Here is a 25,623-nt window from a genome sequence, read left to right as displayed (position 1 = left end):
GCCGTGACCAAGTACCTCGCCCGCCGTCTCGGCCAGAGCCTGCTGACCGTCTTCCTGACCATCTCCACGGTGTTCGTGCTGGTCCGGCTCGCCCCCGGAGACCCCGCCGCCGCATACGCGCCGCCGAGCGCCACCACCGCCGACCTGGAGCGGATCCGCGCCCAGTTCGGCCTCGACAAGCCATTGATCACCCAGTACGGAATCTTCCTGCGCGACCTGCTGAGCGGCGACCTCGGCACCAGCTACTCCTTCCACGACTCCGCCCTCAGCGTGGTCCTGGACCGCATGCCGTACACGATCACGCTCTCCGTCGCGGCGATCGCCGTCACCGTCGCCGTCGCGGTCCCGCTGGGGGTGTGGATGGCCCGCCACGCCGACACCTCGCGCGAACTCGGCGCCAACGTCCTGACCATCACCGGACAGTCCATGCCGGACTTCTGGACCGGCGTGATGCTGCTGACCGTCTTCGCCGTGCTGCTGCCGGTGCTGCCCGCCTCCGGCTTCACCTCCTGGAGCGGCCTCGTCCTGCCGACCCTCACCATCGCGACCCTCCAACTCGCCCTCGTCTCACGGCTCGTACGCCGCGAGATGACCACGGCACTCGCCTCGCCGTACATCACCGTGGCCCGCTCGCGCGGTGTCTCCGAACGGGCCCTCACCTGGCGATACGCCCTCGCCAACTCGTCCGTCCCGCTGGTCACCGCGGTCGGCACCCGCTTCGCGGCACTGCTCAACGGCGTCGTGCTGGTGGAGGTCGTCTTCGGCTGGCCCGGCGTCGGTTCCCTCGTCGTCCGCGCCCTGGAGACCCGCGACTACCCGCTCATCCAGGCAACCGTCCTGGTCACGGCGACCCTCGCCATCCTCGTCCAGCTCCTCGTCGACCTCGCCTACCCGCTCCTCGACCCGCGGGTCCGACTCGGAAAGGCGGCCTGACCATGTCCACCACGCTCACACCGTCCGCCGACAGCGCCCGGTCCAGTGCCGTCACCGCCGGGCACCTGGCCCGCGCCACCGCCACCAGGCAGCGGCGCAGCGCCCGCTTCAAACTGTGGGCGGGAGCCCTGTGCACCGCGCTGGTCGCCCTGCCGGTGGCCCTCGCGAGCCTGCTGCCGCTGCCGGACCCGGACGCCCAGAACCTCGCCGGGCGCCGGGTGCCGCCGTTCACCGACGGGCACCTGTTCGGCACCGACCAGCTCGGACGCGATCTGCTCTCCCGCATCCTGCACGGCGGCCAGGTGTCGCTGACCGTGGGCATCCTCGCCGTCGTCGTCTCCGGGCTCATCGGGATCGCCACGGGCTCGGCGGCCGGCTATTTCGGGGGCTGGATCGACACGGTCGTCAGCCGGCTCCTCGAAGCCCAGCTGGCGCTGCCCCTGCTGATGATGCTGCTGCTCGTCGTCGCCCTCTTCGGCCCGTCGGTCACCGTCATCACCTGCGTGATCGCGATCGCCCAGTGGCCGGAAGTGGCCCGGCTGACCCGCTCCCTGGTCCTCGTCGAACGCGAGAAACCCTATGTGGCGGCCGCCCGTCTCCTCGGTATGCGCAGCTGGTCGGTCCTGGGACGGCACATCATCCCCAACGTCCTGCGCCCCGCGAGCCTGGTGGTCCTGCTGCTGCTCGCCCAGGCCGTGCTCCTGGAGAGCGCCCTCAGCTTCCTGGGCGCCGGACCCCAGCGGCCGTTCGCCACCTGGGGCCGCATCATCTCCGACGGCCAGGACTACATCACCACCTCCTGGTGGCTGGTCACCCTCCCCGGCCTGGTCATCGCCCTCCTCGTGGTCGGCGTCAACCTCATGGGCGACGGCCTGCGCGACCGCATCCGTACGACGAAGCCCGCGAAGGGAGCCTGAGCCATGACCAGCGACACCTCACAGGCCTCCGGCGCCCTGCTGCCGGCCTCCGGCGCCCTGCTGGAGGTCGAGGACCTGCAGATCGAACTGGTCACCCATCGTGGCGTGGTCCGCGCCGTCGACGGCGTGAGTTTCACCGTCCAACGCGGCGAGACCGTCACGCTCATCGGGGAGTCCGGGTCCGGCAAGTCCACCACGGCGATGGGCGTGCTGCGGCTGCTGCCCGAAGGCCTCGCCGTGCTGTCCGGCACCGCCCGCATCGGCGGCGAGGACGTCGTCACCGACCCCGGGGCGGCCCGGCGGGCGCGCGGCCGTACCGTGTCCCTCATCCCCCAGGACCCGATGACCGCGCTCAGCCCCGTCCACACGGTCGGGCGGCAGCTCGGCGAGGCCCTCCGGCTGCGTCACCCCGGCCTGTCGCGGGCCGAGGCCCGCGAGCGCGGCACCCACCTGCTGGACCAGGTACGGATCAGCAGGCCCGAAACGCGCTGGAAGGCGTACCCGCACCAGTTCTCCGGCGGCATGCTCCAGCGCATCCTCATCGCCGTCGCGCTGGCCGCCGAACCGCGGCTGCTGGTCGCCGACGAACCCACCTCCGCCCTGGACGCCACCGTCCAGGCGAGCGTCCTCGACCTGCTGATGGACCTTCAGGAACGCACCGGCGTGGGCATGTTGATGATCACCCACGACCTCGGCGTCGCCCGGCTGGTGTCCGACCGCATCCACGTCATGAAGGAGGGCCGGTTCGTCGAGTCGGGACCGGCCCAGCAGATCGTCGAGAGGCCCGCACACCCGTACACCGGGAAACTGCTCGCGGCCGTCCCGAGCCTCGGGCCCTGGGACGAGGACGGGCTCGACGACCACAGCACACAGGGAGCAGTCCGATGAGCCCAGCAGCAGCGACACCGGAGGCCGCCGACGTGACTGACGCGTCGACGTTCCTCGCCGTCGAGGACCTCGTCGTCGACTACCCCACCCCGGCCGGCCCCGTGCGCGCCGTCGACCACGTCAGCTTCAGCGTGCCCCGCGGCGGCTCACTCGCCGTCGTCGGCGAGTCGGGCAGCGGCAAGTCGACCATCGCCTGCGCGATCGTACGGCTGCTCAAGCCCGCCTCCGGGCGGATCGTGCTGGACGGCACCGACCTCGCCGCGCTGCCCGAGCGGCGCCTGAGGCCGCTGCGGCGCCGCGCCCAGATGGTCTTCCAGGATCCCTACGGATCCCTCGCCCCGCACCTGACCGCCCTGGAGATCGTGGCCGAACCGCTGCGCGTCGCGGGCGTGAAGGACAAGGCCGAACGGCGCCGCCGCGCCACCGGACTGCTCGACCGCGTCGGACTGCCGGCCACGGCACTCGAACGACGGCCCGGCGAGTTCTCCGGCGGACAACGACAGCGCATCGCCATCGCCCGCGCCCTGGCCTCGGAACCCGACCTCCTGGTGTGCGACGAGGCCACCTCGGCCCTCGACGTGTCCGTGCAGGCCCAGGTCCTCGATCTGCTGCGCGAACTGCGCGAGGAGACCGGCATCACCTACATCGTCATCGCCCACCACCTCGGCGTGGTGCGCGAGATCAGCACCGACGTCGTCGTCCTGAAGGCGGGACGGGTCATCGAGCGCGGCCGTACCGCCGACGTCCTCGCCGCCCCCACCGAGCCCTACACCCGCGCGCTGCGCCGCGCCGCCCTCGACCCTACGGCGATCAGGGGACTCAAACCCCGCACCCTGGCGGCTTCGGCCGCGGCCTCGGCCACCGCCGCACCGGAGCCGCACACGCCCCGGACTCCCCACACCCCCCTGACCGCCTCACCGGAAGGAACCGGCAAGTGACCACCGGCATCGAACTGCCGAACGTACCCGTGCCCCTGTCCCGGCTCGTCCTCGGCACCATGACGTTCGGCGACACCGTCGACCGGGCCGGCGCCGCGGACATGCTCGCGACGGCGCTGGAGGCCAGCATCACCGGCGTGGACACCGCGAACAGCTACGCAGGCGGCGACAGCGAACGCATCCTCGCCGAGCTGCTCCCCGCCCACCGCGACCGGATCGTGCTCGCCACCAAGGCCGGCATGCCGCACCCCGACCAGGCGGAGCACGCCCCGCTGTCCGCCCCCGGCCTGCGCGCCGCCCTGGAAGGCAGCCTCAAGCGACTCGGCACCGACCACGTCGACCTGTTCTATCTGCACCAGCCCGACCGGGCCACACCGCTCGCCGAGACCCTCGCCACCGTCGCCGAGTTCGTCGCGGAGGGGAAGGTCCTCGCGCTCGGCGTCTCCAACTACGCCGCCTGGCAGATCGCCGAACTGGTGCGGGTCGCCGACGAGGTGGGTGCCCCACGCCCGGTCGTGGCCCAGCAGCTGCACAATCTGCTCGCCCGCCGGATCGAGGAGGAATACGTCGAGTATGCGGCGTACGCCGCCGTCACCGGTCTGCGCACCATGGTCTACAACCCGCTCGGCGGCGGCCTCCTCACCGGACGGCACCACTACGAGAAGGCCCCCGAGACCGGACGGTTCGCCGACTCCCGGCTCGCGGACATGTACCGGCAGCGCTACTGGGATCCCCGCCTGTTCGCCGCGGTCGCCGAACTGACCCGTATCGCCGAGGACGCGGGCATCCCGCTCACCGAACTGGCCCTGCGCTGGCTCCTCGACCGGGACTCGACCGACGCGCTGCTGCTCGGCGGTTCCCGGACCGGGCACCTGCGCGCCAACCTCGCCGCCGCGCAGGCCGGACCGCTGCCCCCCGACGTGACCGCCGCCTGTGACGAGGTCGGCGCCGGCCTGCGCGGCCCCATGCCCGCCTACAACCGCTGAGCCCTGCACGACCTACAACCGCTGAGCCCGTACGCGACTTCGACGCCCCGCCCCCTGCGAAGGAACACCTGCCCATGACCCCCGCAGAGTTCACCGCCGCCCTGCGCGCCCGCGAGCAACTGCTCGGCTACTGGTGCCTGATGGACGCGCCCGTGGCCACCGAACGCATCGCCCGCCTCGGTTACGACTACGTCGCCCTGGACGCCCAGCACGGCCTGTTCGGCTACTCCGGCATGCTCAACAACCTCCTCGCGATCGACAGCCGGGGCTCCACGGCCGTCGGCCTGGTCCGGGTGGAGGCCAACGACCCCGCCCCGATCGGCCGCGCCCTCGACGCGGGCGCGACCGGAGTGATCGTGCCGCTGGTCGACACGGCCGCGCAGGCCGCCGAGGCCGTGGCCGCGGTCCGCTACCCGCCCCTCGGCCGGCGCTCCTACGGCCCGATGCGCTCGGCGCTGAGGATCGGCCCCGACCCGGCCGACACGCACGACACCACGGTCGTCCTCGCCATGATCGAGACGGCCGAAGGACTCGCCGACGTCGAGGCGATCTGCGCGACGCCGGGCCTCGACGGCGTCTACGTCGGCCCCTCCGACCTGCGCATCGCCCTCGGCGGCGCCTCGTCCACGGACCCGAACCTGGCCGACGCCTTCGAGGCCGCGCTCGGCACCGTACGCGAGGCGGCGGCGGCCGCCGGAATCGCCGCGGGCATCCACAACCCGGACGGCGCGAGCGCCGCCAAGCGCCTCGCCGAGGGCTTCACGTTCGCGACCGTCGCCTGCGACCTCGTGCACCTGGAACAGACCGCGCGCCGACACCTGACCGCTGCCCGGACCCCTGAGGACGCACTGTGACGAACCGACGCCTCGACTCCTTCACCTTCGCGATCGCCGCCTGCGACCTGGTGCACCTGGAACAGACCGCCCGCCAGCACTTGGCCGCTGTCCGGACCCTTGGAGGGGCACTGTGACCAACCGACTCCTCGACAGCTTCGACCGCACCGACACCACGCTGCCCGCACCGACCGTGCAGAGCCACGCCGCCAACCTCACCGTGCTGCCCGGCGGCGACCTCGGCTGCGTCTGGTTCGGCGGCACGCAGGAGGGCATGGCGGACATCAGCGTGTGGTTCTCGAGGCTCGCGCCCGGCACCACGACGTGGACGGAGCCCGTCCGCCTCTCGGACGACCCGGCACGCTCCGAGCAGAATCCCGTGCTCTTCCCCATGCCCGCGGGCTCCCTGTGGCTGCTGCACACCGCCCAGCGAGGCGGAGACCAGGACACCGCCGAGGTACGGCTGCGCGTCAGCCACGACCACGGCACGACCTGGGAGCCGACCCGCACCCTGTTCCCCGCGACCCCGGGCGTCGGCGGCGTCTTCGTCCGCCAGCCACCCGTCGTCCTGCCCACCGGCCGCCTGCTGCTGCCCGTCTTCCGCTGCCGGACCGCCCCCGGCGAGAAGTGGTCGGGCGACCTCGACACCAGCGCCGTCATGATCAGCGACGACGACGGCGGCACCTGGTCCGAGCACCCCGTGCCCGGCTCCACGGGCCTGGTGCACATGAACGTCCACCGACTGCCGGACGGTTCCCTGCTCGCCCTCTACCGCAGCCGGCGCGCCGACGCCGTGCACCGGTCCGTGTCGCTGGACGACGGCGACACCTGGAGCGAGCCGCAACCGCTGGACCTGCCGAACAACAACTCCTCGATCCAGTACGTCCCGTTGGCCGACGGCCGCCTGGCCCTCGTCTACAACCACAGCAGCGCCGCCGACGCGACCGCCCGCCGAATCTCCCTCTACGACGAGATCGACGACACGGGCTCACTCGCCGACGGCAAGGCCCCGGACGGCTCGGTGACGACGGCGGTACGGCAGACCCCCTCGACCGCGTTCTGGGGAGCCCCGCGCGCGCCGCTCAGCCTCGCCCTCTCGTCCGACGGCGGCCTCAGCTGGCCGCTGCGCGCCGACCTCGTGACCGGCGACGGCCACTGCCTGACCAACAACTCCCGCGACGGCCTCAACCGCGAACTGTCCTATCCCTCGATAACGCAGACACCGGACGGCGCCCTCCACATCGCCTACACACACCACCGAAAGGTCATCCGCCACATCAGGCTCACCTCGCGGAGCGCGAGGTGAGTGACCGCTCGGGCCGGTCGGGCCTCGACGGCCGAGCCGCGGACGTGATCCTCGCGGGTCGCGCCGAGGCGGTCATCGCACACAAGATGCGCCTAGGCCCGTCCGGCGGATCATGCCGCAGACGCGGGGGCCTGGAACCCGACCTGCGCCGCGGGCGTCTTGCCACCACCGTCTCGATGATGCCCCGAAACGGCAGGACGTGCTTCCGCCGCAAGCGCGGTGCCTGGTCCCTCCCCCACCAGCCGGTCCAGCCGGTGCAGGTTCGTCCAGTCGTGAGACCCAGCAGGTAAACCGAGCATCGGCCGGTGCGCGGCATCTTGCGCCCCATCAATAACGAAGTTATGTTGCCGTCATGAAACGTGACTTGCAGGGCAGAAGGCTGGTTGTCACAGGTGCGGCACGCGGCATCGGCGAGAAGGTGGCCCGACTGGCGGCCGCCCGAGGGGCTCGTGTGACCGTGATCGGACTGGAGCCCGATCGGTTGCGCGACCTCGCCGAGGACCTGGGCCCCGCCGCTTCGTGGCATGAGGCCGATGTGCGCGACAGTGCCGCCCTACGGTCGGCGATCGATGCGGCGGCGGAGGTGATGGGCGGCATCGACCTCGTCGTCGCCAATGCCGGCGTGGTGGCGTACGGGACGGTGCGGCAGACGGACGAGGCGTCGTTCGAGCGGGTCCTGGACATCAACCTGAACGGCGTGTTCCGCACCCTCAAGTACGCGACCCCCCATCTGGAGCGCAGCCGGGGTCATGTGGTGGTCGTGGCGTCCGCGCTGTCGTTCATGCCGCTGGCCGCGATGGCCTCGTACGGCGCGAGCAAGGCGGCGGCCGAGTTGCTCGCCCTGACCTACCGTCAGGAGGTGGCACATCTCGGCGTCACGGTCGGCCTGGTGCACCCCTCCTGGATCGACACGGACCTCGTCCGGGGCGCCGAGGCGGACCTCCCCTCCTTCCAGGGGCTGCGCCGGCGGCTGCCCTATCCGGGCAACGTCACCACGAGCGCCGACCGGGCGGCTGCCGCGATCGTCGACGGGCTCGTGCGCCGACGCAGCCGCGTGTACGTGCCGCGCGCGGTCGCCGTGGCCAACTGGGCGAAGGGAGCGCTGAACTCACCGCTCGCCTGGCCCTGGGCGAGGCGCTTCGCGGCCCGGGCGGTTCCGTCCCTCGAACGGGAGGTCGCGGCGTTGGGGAGGCATGACCAACTCACGCCGGGTACCGATGCCCCTGCCGTGGAGACCAGGTCGTCCTAGCCGGGCACCGGACTGTGCCCCACCACCCGACTCCTCAGTGGCCTTGGACGATCGAGTCGTACAGGCGGGCGCCGGCCTCGTGCGAGGCCTTGGCACGTTCCCGCTCGTCACCCAACCCGACAGAGAAGTTCACGCCCATCGGCAGCAGGACCTGCACCACGGCGTCGTCGAACTCGACGAAATGGTCAGCCAGTTCAAGCGTGATGTAACCGTGCACGAGACTCCACAACTGGGCGGCGATGACTTCGGGTTCCTGCCGCTCGACCCTGCCGGAGTGCACGAGCCGTTCGCACGCTGCGATCACATGAGCGTGGGCTTCCCGAAAGGCCGGGGAATGCCCACTCAGGCGAAGGTCCGCATCCGACAGGGGCCGGTACGTCGCCCGAGTGGACAGCCCGAACATCAGGTCGTAGAGGTGAGGATTCTCGCGGGCCAGCCGCCGGCAGCTCAAGGCCATGGCATAGAGATCCGCGATCGAGTCCTGCGTCACCGGTACCTGTGCGAACGCTCTGCCGAGTTCCTTGAACCCATGGTCGGCAACAGCGCCCATCAGCTCGGGGATCCCACCGAAGTGGCTGTAGACCACCATCGTCGACAGTCCGCTCGCGGAAGCCACCGTGCGCGCTTTCACAGCCGATGGCCCCTGCTCGGCCAGCAGACCGATGGCCGCCCGCACAAGCCGTTCCGGTGCGTCATCAAGCCTCGCCCGCCCTGCCATGTCTCGCACGCCTCCACCGTTGACACACCTGAAATAACTTGGTTATGTAATCCTCACGGCAATAGTACACATCGCACGTGACGTGACGTGCCGGATACACGCGTCCGTCCTGGGACACGTCATCACGCGCCGGTCCAGTCTCCTGCCACCGGTGCGGACCCAGCCCGTCGGGGCGAACCCGACCCCATCGCTGCGACACGCCTCCGCGGTTGTCCCCACGCAGTCTCCACCCCCATGAACTCAGCACGGGAGCAGAATTCATGCCGTACAAGGACAAGGGCCATCTGGAAGTCGAAGATCTCGGGGCCGTCCTGGTCGTCCGGGTCGACGGCGGCCGGCACCAGGTGTTCGGCCTCGACATCGCCCATCAGCTGGACAAGCTGGTTACCCGGGCCGACCGCGATCCGAGCATCCGTGCCGTCGTCTTCACCGGGGCGCATCCCGAGCGGTTCGTCAGCCATGCCGCGGTTCGGTGGCTGCAGGAAGAGGGCGCCGCGAGCCCTACGGTCGGCCGACGCGGTGCCGCCGCCGTCGTACGCGCGGCTAAGCACGTGGACCGGTCCCGTCTCCTCGGGTCTGTGATGCGCAGGACCCCGATGCGGGGAGCCCTCCAGCTGGAGCGTCTGCACACGACCTTCCTCCGGATGAACGCCAGCGGTGTCCTCTTCGTCGCCGCCCTCAACGGTTCGGCTCTCGGTCTCGGCGCCGAGTTCGCCTGGGCATGCGATCTGCGGGTCATGGCCGACGGGGACTACTTCATCGGCCAGCCGGAAATCCTCCTCGGCATCATCCCGGGTGGAGGCGGCACCCAGCGGCTGACCCGCCTGATCGGCACCCACCGGTCCCTGGCCGCGATCCTCGAAGGTAAGCCGTTCACGCCCGCGGAGGCTCTCGCCAACGGCGCGGTCGACCAGGTCGTTCCGCAGCACAAGGTGCTCGCGCAGGCGGTCGAACTCGCGGAGCGCTTCGGCAAGCGGTCCAAGGGTTCGGTCTCGGCCGCCAAGAGGGCGGTGTACTTCGGCGGCTCGATGTCCCTGGAGGACGGCCTGCACGTCGAACGCGCCGAGTTCTTCACCCGAGTCATGTCGAAGGAGGGGCAGGAACTGATGCTCGACTACATGGAGACGACGGACGCCACCGGCGAGCTCCCGCTCTACCGGCCGGACACCTACGCACAGGCGCTCGCCTCGGGCAGTGTGCCCGGGCACCGCTCGGCGAACGGACGGTGAGCCAACGATGACCACCGCGCACTCCTTCACCCGCCACGACATCACGTTCCCCTCCGGTGACAGCAGCTGTGCCGGGTGGTTCTACCTCCCCACAGGCGTCACCTCCCCGCCCGTCGTCGTCCTCGGGCACGGCCTGGGCGCCACCCGCGAGATGCGCCTGGACGCCTTCGCCGAGCGTTTCGCGCAGGCCGGTATCGCCGCCGTGGCCTTCACCTATCGGCACTTCGGCGACAGCGGCGGCCAGCCGCGCCAGTTTTTGTCGATCAAGCGTCAGCTCGCCGACTGGGATGCCGCGCTCGCCTACGTCAAGTCCCGCCCGGACGTCGACCGCTCCCGTGTCGCGGTCTGGGGCAGCTCCTTCGGCGGCGGCCACGCCATCACCGTCGCCTCCCGCCATCCCGAACTGCGCGCGGCCGTGGCCCAGTGCCCGTTCACCGACGGCCTCGCGTCCGCGCTCGCACTGGGCCCGGTCGCCTCACTCAGGATGACCCCCGTGCTCGCCCGGGATCTGGCGACCAGGGTCCGCGGCAGGGCGCCCGCGATGGTTCCCATCGCCGCCGCCCCCGGTTCACCGGCCCTCATGAACGCTGCGGACGCCCTGCCCGGATACCAGGCGCTGCAGCCGCCCGGGACAACGTTCCGCAACGAGGTGGCGGCACGGGTGATCCCGACCATCGCCGCCTACCGGCCCGGACGTGCGGCGAAGAAGGTCACCATGCCGATCCTCTTCTGCGTCAGCAACACCGACTCGGTCACGCCCCCCGCCCAGACCCTCCGGTACGCGGGCACCGCGCCCCGAGGAGAGATCAAGAGGTACGACGCCGGCCACTTCGACTTCTACACCGGCGAGACCTTCGAGGAACTGGTGCGCGACCAGACGGAGTTCCTCGCCCGCCAGTTGCACCCGGCACCCGCCGCGTCGACTCCTTGACCGGATCGCATCACACCGAGACAGGTACGCCCGCCATGAATTTCGCTTCTCTGCCCGACCGCCGCGCCGAGCTCGACCCCCACGGGGCCGCGGTCTGCGACGGGCACCAGTCCCTCACCAACTCGCAGCTGCTGAGCCGGGTCCGCATGGCAGCGCGTCAGCTCCAGGACCTCGGAATCGGTCCCGGTGACGTCGTCGCCCTCCAGCTGACGAACCGCGTCGAGTTCGTCATCCTGCTGTTCGCCGCCTGGCGGCTCGGCGCCACCATCACACCGGTCAACCCGAGCATGACCGACGTCGAAGTGGCTCGACAGCTCCAGGACTCCGGTGCGCGCCTGCTGGTGGTCGAGGACGGTGCGGCCGTAGTGGCGCACGGTGTTGCCGTACTCGCCGTCGGCGAACTGTACGAAGGAACGGTGGAGCCGGATCAAGCACCGCTTCTGGACCCGGCCACGCTGGCCCTGCTCATCTACACCAGCGGTACGACCGGGGTGCCCAAGGGCGTGATGCTCGACCACGCCAACATCGACGCCATGGTGGAGATGGGGCGCCAGGCGTTGGAGGTCGGGCCGGCCGACCGGTGCCTGCTGATCCTGCCGCTCTTCCACGTCAACGGCATCGTGGTCAGCGTCCTCATGCCTCTGCTCGTGGGCGCGAGCGTCGTCGTCGCAGGCCGGTTCGATCCCCGCACCTTCTTCGACCTCGTCGAGCAGGAGCGCCCCACCTTCTTCAGCGCGGTACCGACGATCTACAGCATCCTCGCGGCACTCCCGGACGTCCGGCCCGACACGTCGTCGCTGCGGTTCGGAGTCTGCGGCGCCGCACCCGCCTCCGCCGATCTGCTGTCCCGGTTCGAGGCCCGGTACGGGTTCCCCCTCGTCGAGGGGTACGGGCTGTCCGAAGGAACCTGCGGCTCCACCATCAACCCCGTCGCCGGCCCGCGGCGCGCCGGGACCGTGGGGCTTCCCTTCCCCGGCCAGGAGATCCGGATCGTCGACGCCGACGGCAGCGAGGTGGCGCCGGGCTTGGACGGTGAAGTCGTCGTGAAGGGCCCCAACGTCATGCGTGGTTACCTCGGCCGCCCCGACGAAACAGCCAAAGTCATCGTCGACGGCTGGCTGCACACGGGCGATGTGGGCCACCTCGACGCCGCGGGCTATCTGACCCTGGTCGGGCGCTCGAAAGACATGATCATCCGTGGTGGGGAGAACATCTACCCCAAGGAGATCGAGGACGTGCTCGCAGGCGACTCGTCGGTGCTCGAGGCCGCGGTGATCGGCGTACCCGACGAAAAGTGGGGCGAGGTGGTTGTCGCCTACGTCCAGCCGCGGCCGGGGTCGAACGTCGATCTGTCGGCTCTCAAAGCCCTCTGCGCGCGCAGCCTTACCGGCTACAAGCGCCCGACCGCGTTCTTCGTGGTGGAAGCCATCCCGAAGAACGCGGTCGGCAAGATCGACAAAGCCTCGTTGCGTACCCGCCACGCCGCCCTCTAGGCCCGGTCCTGATCAAGTTGATGGCGCGCTCTGGGGCGTCTCAGGTGACGGCCTGTAGTCCCGTCCGGGGTGAGTCCAGTTCCGGGCGGCCACAGCCTCAAGGAGGAACCCGATGAGCGAAACCGCCGCAGTGACACCGAGGCTCCAGCATGTCGACGTGCTGATCGTCGGAGCCGGCATCTCCGGCATCGACCTGGGCTGTCACCTGAAGTCGAAGCAGCCGGGTCGGACCTTCGCCATCGTCGACGGCCGCGACGCGATCGGCGGGACCTGGGACCTGTTCCGTTACCCGGGTATTCGATCCGACGCCGACATGCAGAGCTTCGGCTTCGAGTTCAAGCCGTGGACCAAGGACAACGCCATCCGACGCACACGAGATCCTCGACTACCTGCACGAGGCGATCACCGAGAACGACCTCGATCGGCACCTGCGCCTCGGCCACAAGGTGCTCCGCGCGGATTTCTCGTCCGACACCTCACGCCGGACCGTGACGCTCGAACCCACCAACGGCGGCGATCAGTTCGACGTCACCTGCGGCGTGCTGTTCTCAGCTGCCGGCTACTACGACTACGCCGGCGGCTACACCCCCCACTTCGAGGGGCGCGAGACTTCCGCGGCCCGATCGTCCACCCGCAACAACCCAGAAGGTGGACCCGGACCTCGCGCCTCTCACCGCTTACCTGGGCGTGCTCGGCGTCCCCGGCCTCACCGCGTACATCGGTCTGCAGCGGTTCGCGAAGATCAAGGAGGGCGACACGGTATTCGTCTCCGGGCGGCAGGTGCCGTCGGCACCCAGGTCGGGCAGATCGCCAAGCTGAAGGGCGCCGGACGGGTGATCGGCAGCGCGGGCTCGGACGAGAAGGTCAAGCTGCTCATCGAGGAGTACGGCTATGAGGCGGCGTTCAACTACAAGAACGGGCCGGTCGCCGAACAACTGGCCAAGGCGGCGCCGGAGGGCATCGACGTCTTCTTCGACAACGTCGGGGGTGAGCACCTGGAGGCGGTGATCGGCGCCCTCAAGCTGCACGCACGGATCGTCCTGTGCGGGACGGCCCCGACAGCACCCTGGACGCCTTCCTCGCGATGATGCGGGGCGAGAACGTCGGAAAGATGATCGTCAAGCTCTGAGTCCACCTTCGACGGACCGCGAAGGGGGCCTGCCGTGCGCATGGCAGGCCCCTTTCGGTTGGTCGCGGGCACAGTCGGCGCACCAGGGGCGGGGCACACCTTTCGCGCAGAGCGCTTGCGCGCACCGACTCTCCCCGTTTAATATTACGGTCATACTTCAATCGCCATTTCGTCAGGAACCTCCATGGACCTCTCCACCAGCACCGCCCTCGTCACCGGAGCCAACCGGGGCTTCGGCCGGGCCCTCGCCGCCGAACTGCTCAGCCGCGGCGCCACCGTCTACGCCGGCGCCCGCAACCCCGACCAGGTCGACCTGCCCGGCGCCAAGCCGATCGCGCTCGACATCACCGACCCCGCCTCCGTCGCGGCCGCAGCCCAGGCCACCGGCGACGTGACCCTCCTCATCAACAACGCCGGATCCTCCACCGGCGCCGACCTGCTGAACGCGGACCTGAACGACGTCCGAGTGGAAATGGACACCCACTACTTCGGCACCCTCTCGGTGACCCGCACCTTCGCACCCCAGATCGCGGCCAACGGCGGCGGCGCAATCCTGAACGTCTTGTCCGGCCTGTCCTGGGTCAGCTTCCCGGAATTCGGTGCCTACTGCGCCGCCAAGTCCGCGGAGTGGTCGCTCACCAACGCCCTGCGCGTGCAGCTCGCCGACCAGGGCATCCGCGTGGCCGGCCTGCACGTCGGCTACATGGACACCGACATGGTCCGGGCCGTCACCTCGGCCAAGTCCGACCCCGCCGACATCGCCCGGATCGCCATCGACGGCATCGCCGCCGACGCCTACGAGATCCTCGCGGACGACGCCGCCCGCCAGGCCCAGGCCGCACTGGCCGGAGGCGTCTCCGTGCTCTACCCGCAGCTCCCCTAAGGGCAGCCGCCCAAGAATCCGCACCGAGCCGAGTCGATGCCGGTGCTCGCTGCCGCACGCCATGCCGTCCCTCGCCCTGGTCGGAACAATCCTGGCCAGTGGCGGTCTGTTCGGCATCGTCTACGCCCTGATACGCGGCAACGCCGACGGCTGGACCAGCACAACGGTGCTGGGGGGCTTCATCGCGGGTACGGCCCTGCTCGTCGGCTTCGTCTTCTACGAACTGCGCGCCAAGCACCCGATGCTGCCGATGCGCCTGTTCCGCCACCGTTCCTTCAGCGCCATCAACGCGGCCAGCCTGCTGATGTTGCTGGGCATGTTCGGGGCGATCTTCCTGCTCAGCCAGTACCTGCAGACCTTCGGCGGCTACTCACCTATGGAAGCCGGCGTGCGGATGCTGCCCTGGACCGCGATGCCCATGATCGCCGGACCGCTCGCAGGAGCCCTGTCCGACCGCATCGGCGGCGCACCGGTCGTCACGGTGGGCATGGCCCTGAACGCGGTGGGCCTCGGGCTCTGGGCGCTGGCGGTCGAGCCGCAGGTGTCGTACACCGCTCTGCTGCCGGCTCTGATCGTCTGCGGGATCGGCATGGGGATGTTCTTCGCTCCCAGCGCCAACCTCGTCATGAGTAAGGTCCGCCCCGAGGAGCAGGGCATCGCCTCCGGCGCCAACAACGCGATCCGTGAGGTCGGCGGCGCCATCGGCGTCGCCTCGCTGGCGGCGGTCTTCTCCGCCCAGGGCGGCTACGGGTCCGCCGCACTGTTCGTGCACGGGCTGGTCCCGGCGCTCTGGGTCGGGGCCGGTGCGCTCGCCCTGGCCGCGGCCCTGGCGTTGCTGACGCCCCGGCAGCGCAAGGCCGACGGACCGGCTGCCGGCCTGGCCACGGCAGATGCTGCGGCCGGCGTCACGGTCGCGACCTGAATCCCGGACCGAGGGGCGGCCCAGCCGGTGTACGGCGGGCCGCCCATCAGCCTGTCCTGCCTTCCGGGCTCGTTCGCCGCGCGGGTTCATCACACCGTGGTCGAGGGCCCCTCGGACAGCGCACCCCTCGGGCCGGCCCTCGACCGGCTGAGGGGCATCGACTTCCGTCACCGTAAGGGCTCACCGGCTCGTCCCGCCGGCCAGGAAAGGCCTCAGATGCGCCAGCAGCGCCTCCGGTTGCTCCTCCGGGATGAAGTGGCCGCACTCCGGGATCTCGGCACCGGTGACGTCGTCGGCGTAGTCACGCCAGATCTCCAGTGTCGGCAGGCGGGCAGGCAGCCCCACGGAACCCCACAGCGCCAGCAGCGGCATGGTGAGGCGGCGGCCTTCGGCGGCGTCGACGTCGTCGAGCGCGGTGTCCTCCTCCATGGCGCGGTAGTCGTCGAGGCTCGCACGCAGGGCGCCCGGGCGGGAGAACGCACGGACGTAGCCGTCGACCGCCTCGGTTGTGAGTGCGTGGCGGTTGTAGGTCCACCGCTCGAAGAAGTACTCGAGATACCCGCGGATGTCGTGCCCCACCAAGCGCTCGGGCAGATCGGGCTGCATGTGGAACAGCCAGTGCCAGTACCCGGAGGCGAGCGAGGCGTCCAGGCGGCTGAACATCTCCCGGGTGGGGACGATGTCGAGCACGGCCAGCCGCTCCACCTGGTCCGGGCGGTCCAGCGCCCAGCGGTGCCCCACGCGAGCGCCGCGGTCGTGGCCCACGACCATGGCCCGCTCGAAGCCGAGCGCCTCGACGAGGCCTGCCATGTCGGCGGCCATACGCCGCTTGTCGTAACCAGTGGTGGGCTTGTCGCTCAGGCCGTATCCGCGCAGGTCCGGCGCCACGACGGTGTAGTCGGCGGCGAGATCCGCCAGTACCGGCCGCCAGCAGTCGGAGGTCTGCGGCCAGCCGTGGAGCAGGACGAGCAGAGGTCCGGACCCGCCTCGGACGTAGTGCAGGCGGACCCCGTCCACCTGCGTCACTCCGGTCGCCACTGTCGGCTGTCCCATGGATGCGCCTCCCACCCTCGCGTTGACGCTCATCGCCCAGGACGCCGTCGACTTGCTTCTGTCCGCCGAGATCCGGCGCGTACGCGTCTGCGGAGCGGACCGCTGTGCACTGCGCTTCCTGGACCGCTCCCGGCCCGCAACCGCCGCTGGTGCTCCGTGTCCCGCCGCGGAAACCGCACCAAGGTCCGCCTCCATCAGGCGCGTACCCGACAGAGCGGCCGGATCACGGAAAGCTGACGGAGGAGTAGTCCTCAGCTCACTCGGGCGACCTCATACGAAAGGCTGGGCCGGGGACGCTCTCGATGTCCTCGGCTTGCACCGGGTGGCCTCGTTCGCAGCGAATCTGGACGTCGACCTGCGCCCCGCACCCGCGGTGTCGCGCCAGCACCGCCGGCCCCTCCGCGTCGGCGCGGTAGCGGTCACCCCACTGCAGCAGCCCCATCACGGCGGGCACCAGATCCATGCCCTTAGGGGTGATCACATACTTCGGCCGACTCCGCGAACCTGGCTCCTTGTACGTCTCGGTCGCCAGGATCCCTTCCTCCACCAGCATCCGAAGCCGCGTCGCCAGAAGGTTACGAGGACAGCCCAGGACACGTTCGAAGTCACCGAACCGGGACGAGCCGTACCACACCTCACGCAGGATCAGGATCGTCCACTTCTCGCCCACGATCTCAAGAGTCCGCGCGATCGAGCAGTTGGACGTGTCCCGGTCGAGTCGGGGGTCCATGCCGGTGTCTTGCAGAACTTCGGTCCACGCATCCATGGAAGCAATACTAACCGAGTTTAGTTTACTTTTAGATACTCAGCTCTCGATGCCGCGATCGCCACTCGACCTCGCAATCGACGATCACCACTGGGGTCGAACGCCCACCGCGGGGCGTAAGCCATGCACATGGCCTCGCAGGCATAACATTACATACGTCAGACCATGGACTGAGCTCGGATTGCAAGGCAGCGGCCTCACATCGCGACGGGAGGAAGCCTGTGGCCGTCGCCAACGTTGTCGCCGATGAACTGCGCACACAGATGGAGAAGTACGACGCGCTGCGGCCCGGCCGACAGGGGCTGGAGGACTTCGTTCGCGTCTACCTGTCGCCCGAACACCGTGACCAGCCCAGCACCGGATGCCCCTCCGCCGCGCTGCTCGACGAGATCGGCCGCTGCGCGGACGTCACCAAGCAGGCGTCCACCGAGGGCGCGACGGCCATCGTGGAAGAGATCGCCGCCCGTCTGGCGCCTGCGGATCCGCAGTCCGCTCGCGGCAAGGCCATCGGGCTCTTCACCATGATGGTGGGGACGCTGCAACTGTCCCGCGCCCTCGCCGACCGTAAGTTCGCCGACGAGGTCCTCGAGCGGGGAATCGAGAACGCCCACACGTTCTTGGACTGACAGGAGCGACCGAGCCGCAACAGTGTGACGGTCGACCTCGCCTGGCGATGCGTGAGGGCATTGAGCCGAGCCCGGATGCGACAGCCGTTCCGCGCGTCCGGGCATGGCCACTCGCGGGCTCGCGAAGTGGCTTCTCCGACCTCGACTGATGACCGATTGACGGGCGGTCGACCAGCCGGGCCGGAGAAGCCTCCAACGTCCCCGGCGCACGTGCCGCTCGCCCCCCACTCATTACCACTCAAGGAAGTCGAGGGCTTCCGCCACGAACTGCTCGTGGAACTGGAAGATGCCTCCGTGGCCGGCGTCGGGGTAGACGACCAGGTCGGCGTTCGACAGTCGCCGGGCCAGTTCGAACGAGTTCTGCGTCGGCACCATCCTGTCGCTCTGGCCGTTGGCGATGAGCACGGGCTGATGGATGACGGAGAGGTCCTGGGGCTGCGCGAGCCCCCAGCGGTGGATGGCCTTGAGCTGGGCGAAGTACGACTTGAGGGAGATCGCCTTGTCCCGGTCGTGGGTACGCTCCTTGAGGCGGGCCAGGAACTGCTTTCCGGCTCGGCGCCCGCCCGCGGTGCGGGTGAAGAAGAGGAACTGCTTCGGGTCCTGGAGGGTGAACAGGGCCCGGACAGTGTCGAGATGGGACAGTCGGCTCACGTTCTTGATGCCCTCGCCGCCTGCGGGGCCGGTGCCCGTGAGGATCAGCTTGCGGACGAGCTGCGGTTCGTCCTGCGCGATCACCTGGGCGATCATGCCGCCCATCGAGAAGCCGTGAATGTCGACATGCTCGAGCCCGAGTGCACGGATGAAGGTGACGGCGTCCTTCGCCATCTCCTCGATGGTCTTTGGCGTCGAGCCGCTGGAAGCGCCGACACCCCTGTTGTCGAAGGTGATGACGCGATGCCTGGCGGCGATGCCGTCGACGACCCGGGGGTCCCAGTTGTCGAGGACCGCGGCAAGGTGGGTGATGAAGACCACCGGGACGCCGGTCTTCGGGCCGAGGTCGCGGTAGGCGAAGGTCACTCCACCGGCGGCGAGGGTGCGTGTGGGCGCCTTCTTGTACGACGTCACCACGTCGCCTCGTACTCCTTGCGCGTCGTTCACGGCCGTGCCCTTCTGCATGGGGGTTTGTGGACTGCGGCTGCAGTCGGTTCGGTCGACGGCAGAAGGCCCGTAGGAGTCGGACCTGTTCGGTTGAGCCCTTCAGCCTCACCGACGATTGAATTATGACCATACTTTAATGCACCTCGCAAGAGAAGCTCGCACACGACGGCAGCGAGGCCGGGACACCCAGACAGCGAATCGGTACCGCGAGAAGTCCACCCCTCCCCCACAGGCAGGCCCTCGATGTCGCGGAGCGGACGAAGCGGCACGGCCAGGGCGCACCGACTGCCGGCCGGGCCGCATGTCGCCCCACGGCAAATGGAGGCGGGCGCTGCCCCAACGTCACATGAGGCGACGCCCGCCCTCAGGGCCAACCGAACGCCACCCCGCACCACCCGGGCGTCAGCGGTGCGGTCGGGAGCGAGGACATCGGCCACCTGCTTGGTGAAGGCCTTGGCGTACCGAAAGAGGAAGCATGCCCTCCCTCGCCGCCCCGGAGACCTCAGGGCCGCCGCCTGCGAGCCGCGTCGAGACGTGATCGAAGCGCTCGTGCCACCGACCGGCACCGCACCCACCACGAGAAATGGCACACACGAGAGAAAGGCCCCTCTTGCGGCCCACCGGCCGGCCGCTTAGAATGATGAGCGTAATTTAATCGCGGGAGCATGGCACCAGACACCCCGGCATCCATGACGCGAGGTAAGGCCGCTCCGAAGAGTTCTGCCACCGAGGCGAGCGTCGGGTACTTCACCCAGCCGCCTGACACGCACTCATCACCGAGGCTGCCGGCCCTCTGTCGGCAGCCGTACCGAAACAGTTGGACACGCGAAGGCCGGCAAGGTCGTCGTCAGGATGACGTGTAGAACCCGTTTCCCTCTGATCCTCCAGCGACGAGAACGCCCCGCCCCACCTACATGAAAGACCTGGACATGAGCGCACCGCGCAATTCCCCCTCCCCCTCACGATCGTCGTACGCGAACGCGCCGACCCGCTCCGTGTCCGTCGACGGCGTGGATTTCGTCTATCGGCAGCTCGGCCCGGAGGACGGCGTACCGTTGATCCTCCTGATCCACCTGTCCGGAAACCTGGACAACTGGGATCCGCGTATCGTCGACGGACTCGCCGCACGGCGCCGGGTGATCACCTTCGGGAACCGCGGGGTGGGCGGGTCGGGCGGCTCCACGCCGGACACGATCGAAGGGATGGCCCGCGACGCGGTGCGGTTCATCCGTGCCCTTGGCTTCGACCAGGTCGATCTGTTCGGTCTGTCGATGGGCGGCTTCGTCGCGCAGGTCATGGCGGAAGAAGAACCACGCCTCGTCCGCAAGGTCATCCTCGCGGGCACCGGCCCCGCCGGCGGCCACGGCATAGACAAGGTTCCGGCTCTTGCCATCCAGGCCACGCTCAAGGGGGCCCTGATCCGCCAGGACCCGAAGCTCTCCCTCTTCTTCACCGACACCGCAAGCGGCCGACGGGCAGGACGCGCCTTTCTGCAACGGCTGGAGGAGCGCACGGACAACCGCGACAAGGACATCTCGCTGCCGTCGCTCCGTGCCCAGCTGAAGGCCGTCAAACGATGGGGTCGCCTGGCCCCGTCGGACCTGTCGGCCGTGCGCCAACCCGTCCTGGTGGCAAACGGTGCGAACGACCGGATGGTGCCCAGCCAGAACACAATCGACCTGGCCGCTCGTCTGCCCAAGAGCGAACTTGTGCCCCTCTACCCGGACTCCGGCCACGGGGGGGTCTTCCAGAACCACGAGGATTTCGTCGCAAGGGCGCTTGGGTTCCTCGAGTCCTGAGTGGACGTTAAGTCCTGGTAGCGGCCTCGTCCGGGTTGGGTGAGGAATCCTTGGCGGGTGAGGCGTCCAAGGCGGGCGCGGGTGACGTTGACCGACGCCTCGTCGGTGGGCATGCCGAGGAGCTCGTGCAGCTCACGGGCTCGGGACTCCCGCTTGGGGTGCTGGTTGAAGGCGTTCACGATGGCCTGGTAGGCGGTGTTCGTCTCGGGCGGTTCGGGTTCGTCCTGGGCCGGTGCGAGCTCGGCGATGACCTTGTGTGCGGTGGCCAGGTCCGCGAGTCGCACTTCGGTCTCGGCCAGGGCGGCGGTCAAGTGCTCGATCTGGTCGCGTAGTTCACCGGCCCGAGCCATGGTTTCGTCGTGCTGGGCCTGGAGGCTGGCCAGAAGGTCGGCGATGTTCACGCGGCCAGCCCGAGGGTGTCTCGCCAGGCCGGTGCGGGTGTGGTGAGGCGGCGGGTCATGTTCGCGATCGAGGCCCAGTAGACGCGTGAGGCGGAGGTCTCGGGGCGGTGGTCGTACTCGCGGGCCAGGCGCCGGTGCAGCATCAACGTGCCGTTGACCTGCTCCACGATCCACCTTTTCGGTTGCGGGACGAAGCCTTTGCCTTGGTCGTCGAGGTTGCGGCGGACGACCTCGACGTCGATGTCCAACAGGGCGCCGTGGATGAGGACTTCGTCCTTGAAGCCCTGGTCCACCAGGGCCTTCTTCAGCTGGTTCCCGCAGCGGTCGGCGGCCTGGTCGAGCAGGGCGGTGCCGGCGGTGTTGTCGTGGGCGGATGCGGCCAGCACCACGACGCCGATGATCAGCCCCAGAGCGCCACTGGCAGCCCGTCCGGTTCTGATAGAAGATCGCGTTCACGACCTCCCGAAGGTCACAGGACCCGGGATCTCCGGTCGCCGACCGGGCCACCCGGTCCTGCTTCCAGGCCGTGATCATCGGCTCGATCAACGCCCACTGCTCGTCCGATAAGTCGCTGTGGTACGGCTCTCTCTTCACGTCCCGCATCTCAGCATGCACATGCTCAGCAGATGGCCTGCCCGACGATCAGTACCTCGATCGAGCGATCACGAACCTAGGAAGATCGGACTTAACGTCCACTTAGACGGTGTCGGTGGCTCCGGCACCGCCACGCTGATGTCGGATGCCGGTTTGACCGACCGAGGCTTCTGCGGCCACTTCGCATCGGAGGGCGACGTCGTCGCCAACGTCGTCGCGGTCTCGTTCGCGACTGTCTGTCGCCCGGGCGCCGGGACCAGCGCGGCGTCGGATGTGCTTCCGTCGCCTTGCTCGAGGAGTCGGCCGCTGCCCGGACGCGGTCAATCGGGTCGGCAGCGACGGCGCGCGGGCCATCGTGGACGAGATCGTCGGCCATCTGGCACCCGAGGATCCCACGCCCGCACGCGCCAAGGCCCTCGGACTCTTCGCGATGATGGCGGGGTCGCTGCAACTGTCCCGCGTCGCCTTCGGCTCGAAGCTCGCCGACGAGGTCCTTGAGAACGCCCTCGCGTTCATGTGCTGAGCGGTGCGGGATCAGGCCGGATCGACGAATATGTCGAGCGCGAGATCACCCTCAAAGCCGGCAGGGCTGTAGGCGGACAGGTCGGTGACGCCCTCGTCCGAGAGGACCTCGTCGTCGATGAACAGGTTGGCGGTGCACTTCCGCGCGTCACGCGTGACGATGGCGTACGCGGCGTCAGCCATGATCCGCGGACTACGGGCTTGTCCGGCGCCGCCGACCACATTGCGCACGGCGGCTGTGTTGATCAGGGTCCGCGGCCATAGCGAGTTGGCGGCGATGCCGTCGGCGGCGAGCTCCTCGGCGAGCCCGATGGTGCACAGACTCATGCCGTACTTCGACAGCGTGTAACCGAGATGCTTCCCCACCCAGTGCGGCGCGAGGTTCAACGGCGGGGAGAGCGTGAGGATGTGCGGGTTGCTCACCTTGCGCAGATGTGGGATCGCTGCCTTGCTCAGTAGGAACGTGCCACGCGTGTTGATGTCCTGCATCAGGTCGTACCGCTTCATCTCCAGCTGCTCCGACGACGACAGGTCGATCGCGCTGGCGTTGTTGACCACGATGTCGATGCCGCCGAAGGCGCTGACCGCCGCGTTGACGGCGGTGCGCACATCGTCCTCTTCGCGGACGTCGCCGACTACGGCCAGCCCCTTGCCGCCCGCGCGCTCAACCTCGTCGACGGCGGTGTGGACCGTGCCTTCGAGCTTTGGATGCGGCACGGCGGTCTTGGCGAGCATCACCACGTTCGCACCGTCGCGGGCCGCGCGCAGGGCGATGGCGAGTCCGATGCCGCGGCTGCCTCCCGACATCAGGACGGTCTTGCCGGCCAGCGTCTGAGTCATGGCTGAACCTCCAAAATAGATTGTCGGACTAATGATACGCGATACTAATGGTATCTTCCACGTATGACTTCGACTCCCACACGCCAGATCGACCGGCTCTACCACGAGCTCCTGGCCCCCAAAGAGACACAGTCCGTTCGCGCTGCCGTGCGCCGGATCGCAGAACGCGAAGTGGCTCCGCACGCCGTGGCGATCGCCGGTGGCGACGAGCGCACGGACGGCTTCCCCCGGCATGTTTTTGAAGGGCTTGCGTCGGCGGGGGTCTTCCGAATCCCCTTCCCCGGCGAGGTCGGCGGCGATGGCCTGACCCACCCGGCGACCGCCACTGCCGCGGCCATCGAGGAACTGGCCTACTACTCGAGCAGCGTCGCGGCCGTCTTCGATGTGCACTGCATCCTGGCGGGCAACGCCCTGCGGCAGGGCACTGAGGAGCAGCAGCAGCGGTGGCTGCGAAAGGTCGCGGAAGGCTCAGTGGTCGGCGCCTTCGCCACCACTGAGCCGGATGCCTCCAGCGACCTGTCTCCGCAAGCGGTACAGACCGAGGCGATACGCACCGAGGCCGGCTGGGTGCTGAACGGCCACAAACGGTGGATCTCCAACTCGCCCGTCGCAGGGTTCGTGGTGGTTCTCGCCCGCACCGGCAGGCGGCTGAGCATGTTCATCGTCGACACAGCACTTCCGGGCGTGGAAGTCGGCCTTCCCGACCGCAAGATGGGAAACCGCGGTCAGCTCACCGCGGACATCCGATTCACGGGAGTGCAGCTTTCCGACGACGACCTCCTTGGTGGCGCCGAAGGGCACGGACTGCGCCATGCGCTGTCGACTCTGACCTATGGCCGGATCGGCATCGCGGCTGCCGGGGTCGGCATGGCGCAGGCCGCCTTCGATCACACCGTGGCCCACCTGTCGACGCGACACACCTTCGGCAAACCGGTGGCCGCCAACCAGCACTGGCAGTTCCTGCTCGCCGAACGGGCCACCGAGATCGAGAACGCCCGCACCCTCTGCACCAAGGCCGCCCTGCGTCTGGATGCCGGTGACCCGTCCCCGGAGCCCGAGGCCGCGATGGCGAAGTACTACGCCACCAAGCTGTCCGTGGACATGGCACGCGACGCCGTCCAAGCCTTCGGAGGCCTCGGCTTCGCGCGCGAACTGGGTGCCGACGGCAGCCCCGGCCCTGTCGAGGCGATCTACCGGGACAGCAAAATCGGTGAGATCTACGAGGGGACCAATGAGATCCAGAAGTGGGTCATAGCTCGGCAGATCTTCGGTCGGGCCATCGTCGGCTGATCACCCAGGACGCGCCGGTGCAGTAAGCCGACGGACAGTGGGGCATCCCGTCGGCCTGCAGCGGTCCCGCCGCCTCGGGCTTTCTCGTACGATGGACAGGACCATACGTATGACTAACCATGGGCGGGATAAACGATGTCCGAGGCTCCGCTGGTACCAGGGACAGTGGCCGAACACACCATCTGCCTGCTGGTCAAGCTCGGGCAGGTGGCGTTCAGGATCGCTGAGGACGGTATCGGCGGGACCGGTCTGCGAGTGCGGCACTACAGCGTCTTGCAAGCTCTTGCGGACAACGGCGCCATGCCGCAACTGGCACTTGGTTCATTCCTGCGCATCGACCCGGCGACGATGGTGACGAGTCTCGACGACCTGGAGCGCACCGGATACGCCGAGCGGACGCGAGATCCACAGGATCGTCGCCGCTACGCCGTGGACATCACCGCCGAAGGCCGCAAGGTTCTTGCCGACCTCAACCGCACACTCGTCGATCTCGACGGTGAAGTCCTCGCAGACCTGGGTGCCACGGAACGAGACTCGCTTCACGCCCTGCTGGGCAGCCTCGCGGGAAGTCCCACTCTGACCTCCCTGTTCGACGCCGTCCGGGAGCAGAATGGAGCGAAACGGGCTTAGCGGCTTGGGGGGATCGTACCCGGGTGCGGCGGTACGCCCCGGTTCTGGCAAAGTCCCGGAAGGGCGGCCGCCGAGGTCGCACTTCTCTTTTCCTTCAGCGACCACATGGTGCCCGACGATCAGTACCTCGATCGAGCGATCACGAACCTAGGAAGATCGGACTTAACGTCCACTGAGTTCGATCGGATGCCGTCGGAGCGGGCCTCACATCTGCCGTACCGATGCCCCCAGAGGCACGATGGGATCTCCGGCCGATCCCGCGCACCCCGCAGCGTCTGACGACTCCGACATCTGGTGACAGAGGCCCACCAGTTGCCGCGCCTCACTGGCATGTGCACCCGCTGCGACCCGGTCTGCAACTTCTCGGTGACGCGTCGATCACCTCACGACGGCCCCGGGCACGGCCTCCATGCCTTGGCATCCGATCCAGCATCAGAGGCTTGCGCCGCGCCCACTGCACGTCAGTCAAGGGGCGTAAGCGGCCCAGTGATCTGAACACAAACAGCTTCTGCCGGCGCGCCCGTGCGATCACAGACCGGGCTTCGCTTTTCAGTTCGTCACGCAGGCTTGGCGAGCCACCGTCGCGGGCCCCGGGCCCAATCGAACCAGGGCAGAGGAGTGGTGCCCGGCCGCGGAATCACAAAAGGCG

The 25,623-nt window shown here is 69.1% G+C and carries 23 protein-coding genes and 4 pseudogenes; 20 read left to right on the top strand and 7 right to left on the bottom strand.

Annotated features, from left to right (window positions below):
• Positions 1 to 3: 3 nt before the first annotated feature.
• From ACFWWR_RS15220 to ACFWWR_RS15185, 8 genes are all read left to right on the top strand, one after another.
• Positions 4 to 933, top strand: coding sequence for an ABC transporter permease (locus tag ACFWWR_RS15220; protein ID WP_384303578.1), 930 nt, complete (start codon positions 4 to 6; stop codon positions 931 to 933).
• 2 nt (positions 934 to 935) lie between these two features.
• Positions 936 to 1,850 carry an ABC transporter permease gene (locus tag ACFWWR_RS15215; protein ID WP_384303576.1) on the top strand — a complete coding sequence of 305 codons (915 nt, stop codon included), beginning with the start codon at positions 936 to 938 and terminating at the stop codon, positions 1,848 to 1,850.
• Positions 1,851 to 1,853: 3 nt separating this feature from the next.
• The gene (locus ACFWWR_RS15210) at positions 1,854 to 2,738 is read left to right on the top strand and encodes an ABC transporter ATP-binding protein (protein WP_383874359.1); all 885 of its coding nucleotides are present in this window, start codon (positions 1,854 to 1,856) and stop codon (positions 2,736 to 2,738) included.
• The gene (locus tag ACFWWR_RS15205; protein WP_384303574.1) at positions 2,735 to 3,676 is read left to right on the top strand and encodes an ABC transporter ATP-binding protein; all 942 of its coding nucleotides are present in this window, start codon (positions 2,735 to 2,737) and stop codon (positions 3,674 to 3,676) included. The genes ACFWWR_RS15210 and ACFWWR_RS15205 overlap by 4 nt, the downstream gene beginning before the upstream one ends.
• Positions 3,673 to 4,662 (top strand): aldo/keto reductase, encoded by a 990-nt coding sequence (locus ACFWWR_RS15200; RefSeq protein WP_384303572.1) that lies wholly within the window; start codon positions 3,673 to 3,675, stop codon positions 4,660 to 4,662. The genes ACFWWR_RS15205 and ACFWWR_RS15200 overlap by 4 nt, the downstream gene beginning before the upstream one ends.
• 74 nt (positions 4,663 to 4,736) lie before the next feature.
• Entirely contained in the window at positions 4,737 to 5,516 is a 780-nt protein-coding gene (locus tag ACFWWR_RS15195; protein ID WP_383874365.1) for an HpcH/HpaI aldolase/citrate lyase family protein, read from the top strand.
• Positions 5,517 to 5,628: 112 nt separating this feature from the next.
• The gene (locus ACFWWR_RS15190) at positions 5,629 to 6,801 is read left to right on the top strand and encodes an exo-alpha-sialidase (protein WP_384303570.1); all 1,173 of its coding nucleotides are present in this window, start codon (positions 5,629 to 5,631) and stop codon (positions 6,799 to 6,801) included.
• A gap of 352 nt (positions 6,802 to 7,153) precedes the next feature.
• Positions 7,154 to 8,050 carry a short-chain dehydrogenase/reductase gene (locus tag ACFWWR_RS15185; protein ID WP_384303568.1) on the top strand — a complete coding sequence of 299 codons (897 nt, stop codon included), beginning with the start codon at positions 7,154 to 7,156 and terminating at the stop codon, positions 8,048 to 8,050.
• A gap of 34 nt (positions 8,051 to 8,084) precedes the next feature.
• On the opposite strand, the gene ACFWWR_RS15180 is transcribed toward ACFWWR_RS15185, so the two are convergent.
• The gene (locus tag ACFWWR_RS15180) at positions 8,085 to 8,768 is read right to left on the bottom strand and encodes a TetR/AcrR family transcriptional regulator (protein ID WP_384303600.1); all 684 of its coding nucleotides are present in this window, start codon (positions 8,766 to 8,768) and stop codon (positions 8,085 to 8,087) included.
• A 260-nt stretch (positions 8,769 to 9,028) separates the two neighbouring features.
• Here ACFWWR_RS15180 and ACFWWR_RS15175 point away from each other — a divergent pair, with 260 nt between their 5' ends.
• From ACFWWR_RS15175 to ACFWWR_RS15145, 7 genes and pseudogenes are all read left to right on the top strand, one after another.
• Positions 9,029 to 9,997: an enoyl-CoA hydratase/isomerase family protein gene (locus ACFWWR_RS15175; protein WP_384303566.1), complete on the top strand. Its 969-nt coding sequence runs from the start codon at positions 9,029 to 9,031 to the stop codon at positions 9,995 to 9,997.
• 7 nt (positions 9,998 to 10,004) lie between these two features.
• Positions 10,005 to 10,928, top strand: a complete 924-nt coding sequence (locus tag ACFWWR_RS15170; RefSeq protein WP_384303564.1) for an alpha/beta hydrolase — start codon at positions 10,005 to 10,007, stop codon at positions 10,926 to 10,928.
• Between the two features lie 35 nt (positions 10,929 to 10,963).
• Positions 10,964 to 12,421, top strand: coding sequence for a class I adenylate-forming enzyme family protein (locus ACFWWR_RS15165; protein ID WP_384303562.1), 1,458 nt, complete (start codon positions 10,964 to 10,966; stop codon positions 12,419 to 12,421).
• A gap of 112 nt (positions 12,422 to 12,533) precedes the next feature.
• Positions 12,534 to 12,734 (top strand): annotated as a pseudogene (locus ACFWWR_RS15160) (NAD(P)-binding protein); the annotation flags it as partial.
• 332 nt (positions 12,735 to 13,066) lie between these two features.
• Positions 13,067 to 13,550: pseudogene (locus tag ACFWWR_RS15155) on the top strand (zinc-binding dehydrogenase); the annotation flags it as partial.
• Between the two features lie 184 nt (positions 13,551 to 13,734).
• Entirely contained in the window at positions 13,735 to 14,433 is a 699-nt protein-coding gene (locus tag ACFWWR_RS15150; protein ID WP_383874377.1) for an SDR family oxidoreductase, read from the top strand.
• A 70-nt stretch (positions 14,434 to 14,503) separates the two neighbouring features.
• Positions 14,504 to 15,355, top strand: a pseudogene (locus tag ACFWWR_RS15145) (MFS transporter); the annotation flags it as partial.
• 180 nt (positions 15,356 to 15,535) lie between these two features.
• Here the strand turns inward: ACFWWR_RS15145 and ACFWWR_RS15140 are convergent.
• Both ACFWWR_RS15140 and ACFWWR_RS15135 read right to left on the bottom strand, forming a co-directional pair.
• Complete coding sequence (locus tag ACFWWR_RS15140; protein WP_384303560.1) at positions 15,536 to 16,408, bottom strand: alpha/beta fold hydrolase; 873 nt, start codon at positions 16,406 to 16,408, stop codon at positions 15,536 to 15,538.
• A gap of 256 nt (positions 16,409 to 16,664) precedes the next feature.
• A complete protein-coding gene (locus tag ACFWWR_RS15135) occupies positions 16,665 to 17,138 on the bottom strand; it encodes a winged helix-turn-helix transcriptional regulator (RefSeq protein ID WP_383874384.1) in 474 nt (157 codons plus the stop codon).
• A gap of 257 nt (positions 17,139 to 17,395) precedes the next feature.
• Here ACFWWR_RS15135 and ACFWWR_RS15130 point away from each other — a divergent pair, with 257 nt between their 5' ends.
• Positions 17,396 to 17,800: a hypothetical protein gene (locus ACFWWR_RS15130; RefSeq protein ID WP_384303558.1), complete on the top strand. Its 405-nt coding sequence runs from the start codon at positions 17,396 to 17,398 to the stop codon at positions 17,798 to 17,800.
• 231 nt (positions 17,801 to 18,031) lie between these two features.
• On the opposite strand, the gene ACFWWR_RS15125 is transcribed toward ACFWWR_RS15130, so the two are convergent.
• The gene (locus ACFWWR_RS15125; RefSeq protein WP_384303556.1) at positions 18,032 to 18,916 is read right to left on the bottom strand and encodes an alpha/beta fold hydrolase; all 885 of its coding nucleotides are present in this window, start codon (positions 18,914 to 18,916) and stop codon (positions 18,032 to 18,034) included.
• Positions 18,917 to 19,893: 977 nt separating this feature from the next.
• On the opposite strand from ACFWWR_RS15125, the gene ACFWWR_RS15120 reads away from it, so the two are divergent.
• Positions 19,894 to 20,697, top strand: coding sequence for an alpha/beta fold hydrolase (locus tag ACFWWR_RS15120; RefSeq protein ID WP_384303554.1), 804 nt, complete (start codon positions 19,894 to 19,896; stop codon positions 20,695 to 20,697).
• Here ACFWWR_RS15120 and ACFWWR_RS15115 read toward each other — a convergent pair.
• Together ACFWWR_RS15115 and ACFWWR_RS15110 are read right to left on the bottom strand one after the other, a co-directional pair.
• Positions 20,616 to 21,098, bottom strand: a complete 483-nt coding sequence (locus ACFWWR_RS15115) for a hypothetical protein (RefSeq protein ID WP_383874383.1) — start codon at positions 21,096 to 21,098, stop codon at positions 20,616 to 20,618. The two genes, ACFWWR_RS15120 and ACFWWR_RS15115, sit on opposite strands and share 82 nt — an antisense overlap.
• Positions 21,095 to 21,701 (bottom strand): annotated as a pseudogene (locus ACFWWR_RS15110) (transposase). The gene ACFWWR_RS15115 and the pseudogene ACFWWR_RS15110 overlap by 4 nt, the downstream one beginning before the upstream one ends.
• A gap of 262 nt (positions 21,702 to 21,963) precedes the next feature.
• Between ACFWWR_RS15110 and ACFWWR_RS15105 the strand changes: the two are divergent.
• A complete protein-coding gene (locus ACFWWR_RS15105) occupies positions 21,964 to 22,215 on the top strand; it encodes a hypothetical protein (protein ID WP_383878253.1) in 252 nt (83 codons plus the stop codon).
• Positions 22,216 to 22,226: 11 nt separating this feature from the next.
• Here the strand turns inward: ACFWWR_RS15105 and ACFWWR_RS15100 are convergent, their stop codons facing one another.
• On the bottom strand, positions 22,227 to 23,054 hold the full coding sequence (locus tag ACFWWR_RS15100; RefSeq protein WP_383878251.1) for an SDR family oxidoreductase: 828 nt from the start codon (positions 23,052 to 23,054) through the stop codon (positions 22,227 to 22,229).
• Between the two features lie 63 nt (positions 23,055 to 23,117).
• Between ACFWWR_RS15100 and ACFWWR_RS15095 the strand changes: the two genes are divergently transcribed.
• Together ACFWWR_RS15095 and ACFWWR_RS15090 are read left to right on the top strand one after the other, a co-directional pair.
• Positions 23,118 to 24,344, top strand: coding sequence for an acyl-CoA dehydrogenase family protein (locus ACFWWR_RS15095; protein WP_384303552.1), 1,227 nt, complete (start codon positions 23,118 to 23,120; stop codon positions 24,342 to 24,344).
• Between the two features lie 165 nt (positions 24,345 to 24,509).
• Entirely contained in the window at positions 24,510 to 24,974 is a 465-nt protein-coding gene (locus ACFWWR_RS15090) for a MarR family winged helix-turn-helix transcriptional regulator (protein WP_384303550.1), read from the top strand.
• Positions 24,975 to 25,623: the final 649 nt, after the last annotated feature.

This window comes from Streptomyces sp. NPDC058678 (assembly GCF_042714835.1).
Lineage (GTDB): Bacteria > Actinomycetota > Actinomycetes > Streptomycetales > Streptomycetaceae > Streptomyces.
Note: the sequence above shows the minus strand (reverse complement) of the source record. Positions and strands in the feature narration are given on the sequence as shown.